Source organism: Bifidobacterium sp. MSTE12, from assembly GCF_000513015.1.
GTDB classification, from domain to species: domain Bacteria; phylum Actinomycetota; class Actinomycetes; order Actinomycetales; family Bifidobacteriaceae; genus Bifidobacterium; species Bifidobacterium dentium.
In genome coordinates this window covers 122,222-135,111 of the sequence record NZ_AZYA01000037.1, presented here as the reverse complement: position 1 = coordinate 135,111, position 12,890 = coordinate 122,222, and the positions used below count along the sequence as shown (strand labels likewise).

The following is a 12,890-nucleotide window of genomic DNA, read 5'->3' as shown; positions in this document are numbered from 1 at the left end:
TCGCCTGCCCGAAGGGTGGCAGGGGAGTGCGGCGTCCGCCCGTCAGCTGTTGAGAAAATCAGAAATGGCTTCGGCTGCGGCGTAGCCGGCGCGATACATGCGTTCCAGTCCTTCGAACGATTTGCTCAACGTGCTCAGTCCGTATAGGCTTTCCGGCGCGAGGATGAGCACACGTCCGTCCCTCTCATACTGTTTGGCCAATGCGACCTCGTCGTTATACGTCCGGTAGCGGTTCAGCAGACGTTCGGCCGCAGCCGGATGAATATGTTTCAGGATTCTGGCCGGCCCGATGTCTTTCTTCTGCTCGCGAAGCACATCCTTTAGCCGGGTGAGGACCACGACCACACGGTCGTAGCCGTCGTCCAGCGCTTTCTGCACCGGCACCGGGTCAGCGATGCCGCCATCGTAATACGGTATGCCGTCGATCACATACGGTTCGCAGGCGACCGGCACGGCGGAAGAGGCCTTCATGATGTCGAAATTGTCGTAGCCGACATCCGACTTGTCGAAATATTTGGCCGAACCGTCTTCCGCATTGCAGGCGACGACGGTGAAACCGGTCGGATTCGCCTCGAAGGCTTCATAGTCGACCGGATATTCGCCGTCATGATTGCTCAGCGTGCTGTACACATAGTCCAGGTTGGCGAAATTGTGATTTCTGATGTAACTGTCGAAGCTGGCATACTCCTTACGGAACGCATACTCCGTGTAAAACTTATGATTGCGTCCATGTTGCCCGGCGATGAAGGAGACCATGTTCGCGCTGCCTGCGGAGACGCCATAGCAGTGGTCGACGCTGATGCCGTCCTCCATCATGCGATCCATCACGCCCGCTCCGAAGATCGCCCGGAAGCCACCGCCAACATCGATCATCGCCGTCTTGTTCGTCATGGATGCCGTCCTTTCGTCCGTTCCCACGACTTTACGCGCGTATTGGGGACATTCGCGTTCAGCGATGAAGAAGGGCTTCGGCTAATTCGGCAATTCGTTCGGAAGTGTCGGAATTGGCGAGTTCGATTCCGCCGACGGCTTGGTCCGGAGCGAGTTTGCCCAATGATTCGAGAACGACGCTCAGGTGACGGACGGTACCCTGGTTGCCATCGATGATCGCAGCGGAATCCGGCAGCAACTCGCGGAAATAATCACGATAAAACACGAAATGCGTGCAGCCAAGCACCACCGAATCAATCGTTGACAGATCATACCGGTCGAAATAATCATGCAATGTGCGCATCACCAGATCATGATCGTCGAGTCGGCCCTGTTCGACGATTTCCACCAAACCGGGGCAAGGCTGCGGGAAAATCGTATGATCCGATTTGAAACGGTCCATCAACACCGCGAATTTCCGTTCGCGCAAGGTGAGCGGCGTCGCCGCGACGATTACGCGCTGCCGTTGCCCCTGCCCGCGCTCGCAGGCGAGTTTCAATGCCGGTTCCATGCCGATGATCGGCACGTCATACGCGTCACGCAAGGCATCCGCAGCCGCGGAAGTGGCGGTATTGCAGGCGATTACGATTGCCTTCGCGCCTTGTTGCACGAAACGCTCGATGATGGCGAACGACAGATCACGCACCTGTTTCGGTGTTTTCGTGCCATACGGGGCGTTGGCGGAGTCGCCGAAGTACAGCACCTGCTCGTTCGGCATACCCTTGCGGATCTCACGTGCCACGGAGATGCCGCCCAAGCCGGAGTCGAACACGCCGATCGGTGCCGTCGAAGTCATGATTCCTCCCATCTTCCCGTCATGACGTCTTCACATAGCCTACCGCGTGTACAGTGAATCGGTATGAGTATCCCCAGCATTGTTTACAAAGCGCACGCCACCGGCAATGATTTCGTGGTCTATGCGGATCCCGACGGCCGATACGAGCCGACCGCCGACGAAGTTCGGTTCCTGTGCGACCGTCATTTCGGCATTGGCGGCGACGGGCTGATCCGCCTTGCGCACCCGCAGGATGTGTCCGACCTGAAGGAGACGCAACTCGCCGACTGCGCCGCAGGCCAAGCCGAATGGTTCATGGATTACCGCAATGCGGACGGCAGCCTGGCCGAAATGTGCGGCAACGGCACGCGTGCGATCACCTTGTTCGCGCAACGGCAAGGGCTCGCCGACCGGCCCGGTGGCGAACCGTTCCGCCTTGGTACGCGCGCCGGCGTGAAGATTCTGACGTCGCTCGGCGAGGTGGAAGGACTCGGCAAGGACGTGTTCCGCGTCGAAATGGGCTCATGGCAGCGAGGCGACGTCGACGGGTACGAGGTGTCGATTCCCGGAACCGCCGGTTCGGCGCGCGGCACGTTCGTGGACATGGGTAACCCGCATGTGGTCGCGGTAATCGAGGATGCGTTCGCCTCGCTACCGACCGTGGAAGAGCTTGACCTGGTCGCCAAGCCGGTGGTCTCGCCCGAGATTCCGACCGACCAGAACGTGGAATTCGTGCGCGTCGACGAGCAGAGCGAAGGCGATGACGAAGGGGAGGCCACCATGCGCGTGAACGAACGCGGTTGCGGCGAAACGCTCTCCTGCGGTACCGGCCTGTGTGCCACGGCGATTACGTTGCGTTCCAAAACCGGCATCGACCATTGGACCATCACGGTTCGCGGCGGCACCCTACGCGTGGACGTGACCGATGATGACGTGACGCTTACGGGCAGCGCCACGATCGTCGGCAAAGTGGAATTGCTGTAAGCTCAGGCGAACAGCATCGGGCCGTCCTTGACGAGGATGATGACGACGAGGGCGACCAGCCAAACGGCGTCGATCATCAGATCGATGTTGAGACGGTAGTATGTACGCACGCCGTCGCGGTTCATTGGCAGCTCCTGCACGACCGCAGTCGCATGCGAGAGCGCCATGAACTGAACGGTCGTGGAAAACATCAGCACCAAGCACCACGGGCACAGTGCGTTGATCACGAACAACGACTGTGAGGTCAGCCAGTACGAATAGGCGAGTGCCGCGAGTCCGCCCAGCCACGTGCAGATCGCGAACCAACGCGGCACGGCGATGCGTGCCAAGCCGATTACGGCAATCGTCACGAACACCGACTCCGCGGCGATGCCGAAGAACGCGTTCGGATAGCTCAATCCTGCGAACTTCACGATTTCCGCCTGCCAGGATTCGGCGACGGTCGAGCATGACAGTACCGCGTTCACATCGCAGTTGAGCTTCTGCCCGGGATTACGAGCCAGTTCGAGCGTCTCGGCCGACAGCACGAACGATACGACCAGTGCAACGGCCGAGGCGAGCAGCATGATCAGATACGTCCAAGTGGCACCATGACGCCACCCGCGTGGCTTGTTGTAGTCGATTTCGCTCATACGTCAATCCTTGTAACGGTCGTTTGCGACACAAACCGGCTGGTTTGCGCCATGTTATGCTGCCAATCAGCTTACGATGGTGATATGACTCACGTTGGTATTGCCGCACCGCCTGTCGTCGGCTGGGATATTCACTGCCATACCGTGTTCTCCGACGGTACGGAAACGCCGCGCACCTTGCTCGAACAGGCGAAATCCCGAGGATTGCAGGGTGTCGCCATCACCGATCACGACACCACCGCCGGCTGGTCGGATGCGCAACAGGCCGCGACATGGGCGGAACTGCCGTTGCTGCGCGGTACGGAAATCACCGCCGACGACAATCGGATCTCCGTACACATGCTGGCATTCCAGTATGATCCCGACAATGCGCAGATTCGTGAGATGTTCGCCAATACGCGGGCTGCGCGATTACGGCGCACCAAGCGCATGGTGGAGCATATCGCCGAGGACTATCCGATTACGTGGCACAGCGTACAGGTTCAGGCGCATGAAGGCATGCGCACCACCATCGGCCGGCCGCATATCGCCGATGCGCTGGTGGCGGCCGGCGTGTATCGAACCCGTTCCGAAGCGTTCGCCGGCGTGGTGAGCACTTCCAGCAAGTACTACATTCCCACGCCTTCGCCGACTACGCATGATGTGGTCGCCGCGGTGAAGGCCGCCGGCGGCGTTACGGTGATCGCCCATGCGGGGGATCTGAGCCGCAACAGGCGGCTGCTGTCCGACGGACAGATCGAAAACCTGATCGCGGAAGGCCTGGATGGTCTGGAAGTGTGGCATCGCGGCAATCCTCCGCAACAGCGTGAACGGTTGCTGGCAATCGCTTCGGCACATGATCTGTTGGTGACCGGCGGTTCGGATTGGCATGGCAAGGGCAAACCGAACGAGCTGGGGGAGAACCTCACCGATGCGGACACCGTGCGTGAGATCGTCCGTCGAGGCGTGCTGCCGCTGTTCGGTGCGTACATGAAAATGCCCGCCGGCAATTTCGCCAACGGGCATCCAAAACGTACATGAATCAGAGATTGCCGAAACCTACGGCATGCTTGGTTTCGGAACCGATGATGGCATAGCCGAGGGATCCGGCCGGCACTACGATGCGGCGGCCCTTGTCATCGGTCAGATTGATGGTCCTGCCATGCTCCACGGCATCGGCGATGGCGGTGTTCACGGCTTCGGCGCTTTCCTCGGTGCTGAAGGTGACGGTGCGTGCCACGTTCTGAATGCCCAATTCGATATCCATGATGCTCCTTGTGAGTAGTGATGATGCACATGCCGTATTGCCCGGCGCTGGCATTTATTGTACCTGCGGATTCCCGCCGGTTGCGTCGGAGACGTCCTGACCGTCGATTCTGGCCTGAGCCTGCTGCATGGTGGCCTCGTCACGCTGCAACAGCGGAATGATCATCGTGGCGGCATCGCTGTGCTCCTGCGGAATCGTCTGCTCGTTGGTGTCGTCATCACCGGCCGGGCCATTGATGACGATAGTGGCGGAAGATGGCATCGTATCATGCAATTCCTTCGCGGAATGCTCCGGAATGAACGTGCTGATCGGCGCCGCCGGACCGTCATCGGCATGCTGGCCGCCAGTGACGTCAAAAGCCTCGGTCGCATCATCGACGGAATCTCCGGAAGCCTGGATTTGTGCGGAGCCGGTTTGATCGAGGTTGCCGGTTACGTCGAACTCACCGGTGGAATCATCCTCGACTTCGGAAGTCGCCTCGATATGACGTTCGCCGGTGACATCGGTTTCGCCGGTATCATCATTGATGAGCGACCGCTGCGCCGCCTCACGACGACGTTCGGATTCATTCAGCAGCGTACCGACGGTGATGGTGCTCGGCGGACGGTCGCCGTTGCGGTCATCCTGCGGACGCGGGGCCGACTGCGTGCGCGTCTTGGCCGTAGCGACGCCCAATTGGTGCGCAAGACGTTCGACCTGCGCCTTGAACTGCATGATCTTGGCGCTATCGGCCTGGTTCAATGCGGAGATGAAATCGCCGACCTGTTCCATCTGCAGCCACAGATTGGCGCGTAGCATGATCAAATCATCCAGACGATTGCCCAACATGCGACCATACGAAGACAGCACCGCATTGCGATGGTTCTCATCAAGTTTGGCGAAGATCCAAGCCAGGTCGCGGGCGGGATCGTTCATCTGCATATCCTGCCAGTTGGTGATCGCAGTGATGGAAGATCCGGAAAACAGGAAATCGCCGTCATGGAAACCGCCATGCACCGGACAGGTGGTAAACGACCACAGGCCGTCGGTCTCAAGAATGTTCGACCAGCTCGTAGTGATTTCCGACGGAACGTGGCCCGCTTGCCGAAGCCTTTTGATCCAAGCGGTCAGCTGGGCGCGAATCTGGCCCGTCGTGAACGCGGGATACTTCGCCTCCTGCAGAAAGGTGGGCCGCAACCGATGGATCGCACCCAAGGCGGTGCCTACGCCGGCACAATCGTCCAGCGTCAGCAAATCCAAGGAACGGGCCTGACCGACATGATGCATGGCGACCATGACCGTGGTGTCCCCAGTGGCGGAACGTTCCAGATCGCCATTGGAAAACGCGATGACGTGATCGAGATCGAAACCCAGACCGGCCAGCTCACGTGCCTGATGCAACGTCTGCGCGGCACGCACACGCCCCGCGAGACGCTTACGGCCAGCCACGGTGTTGGATGCGAAAACATCATACAGTTTGCCGGCGGCGTCCTGGACCACGGCATGATCGATGCCGCAACCCTCGTCGGTCGAATTGGTCTGTTCGCTGCCACGTACGCCCGCCACGGCGATATTCGGCATCGCCGCGCTCGTCAGGGCAGCCATCATGAGTTTGCTTCGTTCGGTCACAAGGTCAACACTAATACACATAAGGCGTAAAGGCGTAAAACAACACCGACTTGCCGACGTTGATGACCTCCATGGCATGCGAGGGTGCACAATGGTGCATATGGACGCATCCGCAGAGACGATTCTTGAAGGGCTGGACGATGCGCAACGGGCCGCGGCCACGACGGTGAACGGACCCGTACGCATCATCGCAGGCGCAGGAGCGGGCAAAACCCGTACCGTCACGCGCCGTATCGCCTATGCATGCGCCACCGGAGAATGGGATCCACGGCGTGCACTCGCCGTGACCTTCTCCGTAAAGGCCGCAGCGGAAATGCGTTCCAGACTGTCGCAACTCGAAGTCGACGGCGCGGTCAAGGCCGCAACGTTCCATTCCGCGGCACTGCATCAAATCCGTCGCGTATGGCCCGACCTGTGCGAAGGACCGTTTCCGCACATCAGCAGACAGCCAAGGGAATTAGTGGCGCGTTCGCTGCGCAGAGTCACCACCATGCAGGTCGATGACGAAACGGTACGCAATCTACAGGCGGAAATCAACTGGTGCAAGATCTCCCTGGTCGCACCGAACGACTACCAACGCGTGTGCGCAGCCACGCATCGACAACCTCCGGCAGGGCTTGAACCCGATCAGTTCACGGACGTGTATCAGGCATACGAAACCGAAAAGACGGCGCGCGGCGAAATCGACTTCGACGACATCCTGCTCATCGCATGCCATGTTCTGGAGAGCTATGACGAGGCATCAGCCGCCATCCGCTCATCCATCGGATGGCTCACCGTCGACGAATACCAGGACGTCTCGCCACTGCAACACCGCCTGCTGACACGATGGCTGAGTGGCAACCGCAACATTTGCGTGGTAGGCGACCCCGCGCAGACCATCTACTCGTTTGCTGGGGCCAGCAGCTACAGTCTGCTCGATTTCGCCGGTGAATTCGGTCCGCTTTCGGCCGATATCAGCCTGAACAGAGACTATCGTTCCACACCGCAGATCGTGAACTACGCCAATCGAGTACTCAAAGCGTCACCGCAGCGGGACGACTATCTTGTACTGCAATCCGGTCGGGAACAAGGCCCGAGGGTCACACAGACCGTATACGCCAGCGATACGGAAGAGGCGCAGGGCGTGGCCATGCGCATAGCCAAACTCGCCTCGCAGGGGGTATCTCCTTCCGACTGTGCGATTCTGACCCGCATCAACGCACAGCAACAGATCCTCTGCAAGGCATTGCAGGAACAGCATCTGCGCTATCGCATTCGCCGGGATAGCGGATGGCAGAACTCCGCGCTCGCCGATGACGCGCAGACGCGTCTGGCCATGTTGGAGGCGTTGGGTGTCGGCTCAGACATGAACGGTGTGACCATCTCCACCATCCATGCCTCCAAAGGCCTGGAATTCAAGCATGTGTTCCTGATCGGCTGTTCCGAAGGACTCCTGCCATACGGTTCGCCGCAGGACGGCGATCAGCTGGAGGAGGAACGACGTCTGCTGTACGTGGGCGTGACTCGCGCCGAAGACACCCTGCATCTGTCGTATGCACGCTCCAAAGACGGCCTCAACGATGGTCGAGGCCGTCGGGTCAGCCGGTTCCTGAGCTGACGTGTCCTGAATTGGCGGAAGGCCTTACTGCTGTTCTTCCCGCTCTCCGCCGTCGCCCTGCTCCTCGTCGAGAAGCTTGCTGAGTTCCGCATCCCAGTCGATGGTGCCGGACTCCGGGGCCGGAGCGTTGTTCTCCGCCTCGCTGTCTGCGGGCGGGTTGGCGGATTCAGCGGGATGGCCGACCTGCGATGCCGCGCCTGTCAACGCGTCGTTACCGGGCAACTGCGGCAGCAGATCCGGATGGGACCATTTCGCGTCGCGAGCCTCGGGGCCTTCCTGTGCTCCGATGCTCTCCCATAGTGTCGCCGCTTCGCGCATGCGCTTCGGTCGTAGCTGCATGCCCAGCAGATTTTCGAAGGTGCGTTCGGCCGGACCGCCGATGGCGCGTTCACGGCGAAGCATCTCGCGAAGCTGCTCGATATGCGGAATGTGGGCCATGCCGGCGCGCCAGACCACGGCGTCAACCCAACCTTCGACCAGAGCCAGCAGCGTCTCCAACGAAGCCATCGCCTGCCGTTGTTCCGGAGTGTCCGGAATGCCGACCTTGGTGAGATTGACTGCATCGGCCATCGATTCCGGATCCATGGTGCCCGCGTCTCGCAGTTGCTCCTCCATGGCATCGAGATCGATATCGATGCCGCGCGCATACTTGCCGATCAACGCTTCAAAACGCGGCATCAGCCACGGCACGGCGGCGAACAGGCGGGCATGGGCCAGCTCCTGCAATGCCAGGAATGCCATGACCTCGTTCACATCGATGTCGAGCGACTTCGCATATTCCACGACATTCTGCGCAATCAACGCGCCGGAAGGATTCTTCAGCAGTGCGATGCCTTGGTCGAAGCTACCGCGCACCTCATGGGACAGATCTCCGGCGGCGCGCCCGAGCTGCATGGCGAAGGACGTGTTGCCGAGCAGTTTCATCAGCTGCTCCGGATCCTTCATGCCTTCCGGAATCGGAATCGGCACCGGTCCGGCGAACATGCCGGCGATTTCACCTTGGACGGCGCCTCCCAGACGGTCGGCGATTACGGAGGCCAGGGCATCGTTCATGGACTGGGCCACAGGCGAGGCAAACTGCGCCCAAGCGTCAATGGTGCCTTCGACCCAGCCTGCACGGGTCAGTACCTGCGTTTCGCCGTGAGCCGGATTGAATTCGCAGGCGGTGTCGAGCCACAGATTCGCCTCGCTGATCGCCTTGCGTGCGATTTCACCGTCGCCGGCACTGACGCTGCCTTCGGAACCGGAGTCGTTCGCCTGCTGCAAAGCCAGCGATTTCGCCAGCTTCACATTGATCGGGCCCTCCTCGACCGTGCGTTGCATGTCACCCATCGTATTGAGACCTCCGGCGGTGAAGGCCTGCATGAGGGACTGCACTTCGGCCGGATTCGGCAGTTTGCTGGGGTCCTGGCTGAGCAGCTGCTCGCGAATCTCATCGGGAAGGTTGGAAAGCTGATTCCAAGCCATTTCACCTTGAATCGGACCAAAGCACTCGATAAGCCACTGGCGGATCGCATTCTCGTCCATGCCGTTCCCTGCTTTCTGCATGTTTTTCTTAAGTTCAGATGCTTCCATACTATGGGAGGTATGCCCAATATGCATGTAACACGTCAACTTCACGCCAAAAGCACACTCAACCGCATCGGCAAGCGCGTGGATGGCTTCTTCGCGGCCCGTTCATGGCGCTATCTCACGGGAATGTTCACCGTGGTCCTGTGTGTGCTGGTGATGGTATTGCCCAGTGCCTATGTGGTCGAAACGCCCGGCCCCACGCAGAACGTGCTTGGCGAGTCCGGTGGCAAGCAGGTCATCGCCGTATCGGGGGTCAAGACCCATAAGGATTCCGGTCAGCTGTTGCTGGTGACCGTCAACGCCTCAGGCGTGCCGGGATATCCCGTCACCAATGCGCAGGCGCTGTGGGGCTGGGCCGATTCTCATACCACGGTGATGCCGCGCGAGGCCGTGGTTCCGGTCGGACAGACTACCGAGGAATACAAGAGCAGCAGCGAAAAGGAAATGACTTCTTCGCAGGATTCCGCCACCACTGCGGCCCTGAACTTCCTCAAAGACAAGGGCTATGACGTCTCACAGGCGAAGGTCACCATGCATGTCGATGATATCGGAGGGCCTTCCGCCGGCATGATGTATTCGTTGGGTCTGATTGACAAAATCTCCGGCGAACGGCTGTCTGGTGGCAACATCATCGCCGGAACGGGCACGATGGATGATCAGGGCAAGGTCGGTGCGATCGGTGGCATCCGCCTGAAGATGCTCGGAGCGAAACGTGACGGGGCCACCTGGTTCCTGGCGCCCGAATCCAATTGCGACGGTGTGGTAGGTCATATTCCCGACGGACTCAATGTGGTGAAGGTCTCGACCCTTGACGAGGCATATCAGGCGTTGATTGCCATCCGCGACGGGAAGGGCTCATCTCTTTCGGGGTGCAAGGCCGAGTAGCGGGTGATCGGATCGTAGAGGCGCAATCCGTGCGGATGCAATCTCGAACAGTGAGCAATTCCAGCGTTCGTAACGTATATGTTCGAGCTGTGTTGGTATATTGGCGAACGTGAACCAAACGGCATCTGATAACGCTGAAGAATTCGGTTTCCAAGCCGGCGACCTGGTACAGGAATGGCTGTGGGACGACGATGTGGACGACTCGATCCGCGCCAAGATCGAGGAACTGACCGGTGAGGAACTGGTCGACGAGGACTATGATTCCGCTGTCGATGGCGTAATCATCTGGTGGCGTGACGGCGACGACGAGGATGAGCTGTCCGATACCATCGTCGACGCGTATGCGGTTCTTGGCGATGATGGCCCGTTGTGGGTGTTGACCCCGAAACCGGGACGTCCGGGCGCCGCAAGCTCAAGCACGGTGCAGTCCGCGGCCAAGACCGCAGGCATGAATGCTGCGACGCCGCTGACCGTAAGCTCCGATTGGAACGGTATCCGGCTGCGCGCCTTCGGCAAAGGCAGATAAGACTTCCGCTCGACACGGGCGGTGTGCGTCAGACGAATGAGCGTCTGCCGCAAGTGCGGCATGCACCGTGAACACGATGCTCCATGGCTTGACTCCAATAGGATTCAAGCCATTTTTCATTGATGGAACAGGTCGGCTTGTCCGTTACGGACGTTTTCTACAATAATTTTGGCCCCTGTAGAGTTCCGTTGCCGGTGACATAGGCAACGGAACTCTACAGGGGCCAAAAGGTATGGTTATGCAACTTCGTAGAAGCGCACATCAGGGTCAGCGGCCCAAGTCGGCTTGAGCCCGACGAAAACATCGTTCTTGAACAAATCGGTTTCGAGGTATGCCTTTGCATGCTCCATGCTGTCGAAACCGTGGATAACCTGAACGTCCTCGTCGCGAATAAGGAGCTCTTTTGTCAGGGCACCTTCGATGGTGTCAAGGAACGGCTGACGATAGTCAGTGTAGACCTTTGCCGCGGCCGGACGGTTTTCCGGATTGATGACCATGGTGATTTCAAGATAAGCTTGCACCTTCATTATGAATCCTTCCGATTATCAGCGTTTTTGCTTGCATTGCACCTTTCCGGATGCGATTCGAGCATATCGTGCTAACTCAGCGAATGGAAGATATAAAGAAGTTTATAAGTTACTTATAAATTTAATAGTAACTATATCCATCAAAGTAATCATGCTATGGTGAAGATGAAAAATCGGGAGGCGTTGAAATGTACCGGAAGAAGATGGAGGCGGACATTAGGTGCCCTTTGGAATATGGGCTTAAAGTGTTCGGCGGTAAATGGAAATCCCGTGTGATCTGTGTGCTGAATGAAAAGGGAGTTCTGAGATACAGTGCCATTCGCAAGGAAATGCTCAATGTTACCGATGCCGTGCTTTCCTCCACATTGAAGGAACTCATCAACGATGGTCTTGTTGCTCGCAAACAATACGATGAGATACCGCCGAGGGTGGAATATTCCTTAACGGACAGAGGAAAATCAGTGGTGCCGATTCTTCAGAATATCTGCAAATGGGCTGGTATTTTTCAACGGGAAAGCAGCGACAATGTGATGGCGCAGTGCCAGAAATGCGATTACAACAGGCAATAGAACAATCTCTTGCCGTAAGGGAATACGTGCCTACGGGGGCAAAATAAAGAATGTTCATTCGCTGATGATTGCAGGAAACCGTGGGCGATGAGGGACTCGAACCCCCGACATCCACCGTGTAAAAAAGAATCTCGCCTGAAAAACCGCTATTTTTCGTGGCTGGGCAGGATACTTTCGTTCGTTTGATGCATGGTTTTCGGATAAGGCCATGACAAAGCCATGACATTTTTGGTGCTCTGCATTCCTTCCAAGATGTGCTATGTCTGTGGAGGAAAATGCTGCTAAATCGAATGGTGAGGCAGCCTCAAAATGGCGGTTCCAGGGCGAGGCATTGGATGCCGTCCCGAACGGAGAGCATCCATGTTCCCACCCTCTTGCCATGTTGAACGTCGAGACCGGTGAGCTGGTGAATGTGCGTTGCGGCACGCGTTCCGAGAAGAAGTGCCCTGGTTGTGCCTGGGTATACAAGAAGGACACCGCGAAGATCCTGCGTAGCGGCTTGCTGGATGATGGCGCGTGCCGTTATTTCTTTCTTACGTTGACGGCTCCTTCTTTCGGTGCGACGCATAATGTGCCGAAGAGAGGGGAGCGGAAGAGGTGCCGTTGTGGTGCTTGGCATGATGCTGAGAAGGACATGGATCTTCGTGGTGTTCCGTTGGATTGCGACGAATACGATTATTCCGGTCAGGCGTATTTCAACTATCGGATTGGCGGGTTGTGGAATACGACGTTGACGCTGCTGCGAAAGTGGTTTCCGGATCTTTGTTTTGCGAAGGTGTATGAGTGGCAGCAGCGCGGCGCTCTGCATGTGCACATTATTCTGAGGATCCCCGCTGCTGATTTTCTCGGCAAGGGTGATGCCGCTTCTCTTCTGATCGGATGATGCGGTGCGATAAGTGTCTTGCAAAGAGGGCTGAGCTTATTGCGGATTTGGAGCAGCGCAGCCTGTCCGAGAAGCGTGAGGCGATCAGAACGGAGATGAGAAGGCGTATCGCTTTGGGAGGGGAGTGCGATGCGGAGATTCCGTTGTATCTCC

14 protein-coding genes are annotated in these 12,890 nt (G+C 58.3%); 7 read left to right on the top strand and 7 right to left on the bottom strand.

Annotated elements, in window-relative coordinates:
* Positions 1 to 42 precede the first annotated feature (42 nt).
* A complete protein-coding gene (locus HMPREF1494_RS09330) occupies positions 43 to 891 on the bottom strand; it encodes a patatin-like phospholipase family protein (protein ID WP_034522338.1) in 849 nt (282 codons plus the stop codon).
* Between the two features lie 58 nt (positions 892 to 949).
* Positions 950 to 1,726 (bottom strand): glutamate racemase, encoded by a 777-nt coding sequence (gene murI / locus HMPREF1494_RS09325; protein ID WP_034522336.1) that lies wholly within the window; start codon positions 1,724 to 1,726, stop codon positions 950 to 952.
* A 63-nt stretch (positions 1,727 to 1,789) separates the two neighbouring features.
* Between murI and dapF the strand changes: the two genes are divergently transcribed.
* Complete coding sequence (gene dapF / locus HMPREF1494_RS09320; protein ID WP_034522334.1) at positions 1,790 to 2,689, top strand: diaminopimelate epimerase; 900 nt, start codon at positions 1,790 to 1,792, stop codon at positions 2,687 to 2,689.
* Between the two features lie 2 nt (positions 2,690 to 2,691).
* Here dapF and HMPREF1494_RS09315 read toward each other — a convergent pair whose 3' ends face one another.
* Positions 2,692 to 3,321: a vitamin K epoxide reductase family protein gene (locus HMPREF1494_RS09315; RefSeq protein WP_003841282.1), complete on the bottom strand. Its 630-nt coding sequence runs from the start codon at positions 3,319 to 3,321 to the stop codon at positions 2,692 to 2,694.
* An 84-nt stretch (positions 3,322 to 3,405) separates the two neighbouring features.
* On the opposite strand from HMPREF1494_RS09315, the gene HMPREF1494_RS09310 reads away from it, so the two are divergent.
* The gene (locus HMPREF1494_RS09310; protein ID WP_034522331.1) at positions 3,406 to 4,341 is read left to right on the top strand and encodes a PHP domain-containing protein; all 936 of its coding nucleotides are present in this window, start codon (positions 3,406 to 3,408) and stop codon (positions 4,339 to 4,341) included.
* 1 nt (position 4,342) lies between these two features.
* Here the strand turns inward: HMPREF1494_RS09310 and HMPREF1494_RS09305 are convergent, their stop codons facing one another.
* A complete protein-coding gene (locus HMPREF1494_RS09305; protein WP_003839297.1) occupies positions 4,343 to 4,567 on the bottom strand; it encodes a DUF3107 domain-containing protein in 225 nt (74 codons plus the stop codon).
* A gap of 54 nt (positions 4,568 to 4,621) precedes the next feature.
* A complete protein-coding gene (locus HMPREF1494_RS09300; RefSeq protein WP_034522329.1) occupies positions 4,622 to 6,154 on the bottom strand; it encodes a phosphotransferase in 1,533 nt (510 codons plus the stop codon).
* Between the two features lie 112 nt (positions 6,155 to 6,266).
* Between HMPREF1494_RS09300 and HMPREF1494_RS09295 the strand changes: the two genes are divergently transcribed.
* A complete protein-coding gene (locus tag HMPREF1494_RS09295; protein WP_034522326.1) occupies positions 6,267 to 7,775 on the top strand; it encodes an ATP-dependent helicase in 1,509 nt (502 codons plus the stop codon).
* 24 nt (positions 7,776 to 7,799) lie between these two features.
* Here the strand turns inward: HMPREF1494_RS09295 and HMPREF1494_RS09290 are convergent, their stop codons facing one another.
* A complete protein-coding gene (locus HMPREF1494_RS09290; protein ID WP_034522477.1) occupies positions 7,800 to 9,302 on the bottom strand; it encodes a zinc-dependent metalloprotease in 1,503 nt (500 codons plus the stop codon).
* Positions 9,303 to 9,362: 60 nt separating this feature from the next.
* On the opposite strand from HMPREF1494_RS09290, the gene HMPREF1494_RS09285 reads away from it, so the two are divergent.
* Positions 9,363 to 10,232, top strand: coding sequence for a YlbL family protein (locus tag HMPREF1494_RS09285; RefSeq protein WP_003839302.1), 870 nt, complete (start codon positions 9,363 to 9,365; stop codon positions 10,230 to 10,232).
* 100 nt (positions 10,233 to 10,332) lie between these two features.
* Complete coding sequence (locus HMPREF1494_RS09280) at positions 10,333 to 10,758, top strand: DUF3052 domain-containing protein (RefSeq protein WP_003839303.1); 426 nt, start codon at positions 10,333 to 10,335, stop codon at positions 10,756 to 10,758.
* 236 nt (positions 10,759 to 10,994) lie between these two features.
* Here the strand turns inward: HMPREF1494_RS09280 and HMPREF1494_RS09275 are convergent, their stop codons facing one another.
* The gene (locus tag HMPREF1494_RS09275) at positions 10,995 to 11,285 is read right to left on the bottom strand and encodes a hypothetical protein (RefSeq protein ID WP_003839304.1); all 291 of its coding nucleotides are present in this window, start codon (positions 11,283 to 11,285) and stop codon (positions 10,995 to 10,997) included.
* 188 nt (positions 11,286 to 11,473) lie between these two features.
* On the opposite strand from HMPREF1494_RS09275, the gene HMPREF1494_RS09270 reads away from it, so the two are divergent.
* Both HMPREF1494_RS09270 and HMPREF1494_RS09265 read left to right on the top strand, forming a co-directional pair.
* A complete protein-coding gene (locus HMPREF1494_RS09270) occupies positions 11,474 to 11,854 on the top strand; it encodes a winged helix-turn-helix transcriptional regulator (RefSeq protein ID WP_003839305.1) in 381 nt (126 codons plus the stop codon).
* A 259-nt stretch (positions 11,855 to 12,113) separates the two neighbouring features.
* Complete coding sequence (locus tag HMPREF1494_RS09265) at positions 12,114 to 12,737, top strand: replication initiator (protein WP_129879785.1); 624 nt, start codon at positions 12,114 to 12,116, stop codon at positions 12,735 to 12,737.
* Positions 12,738 to 12,890: the final 153 nt, after the last annotated feature.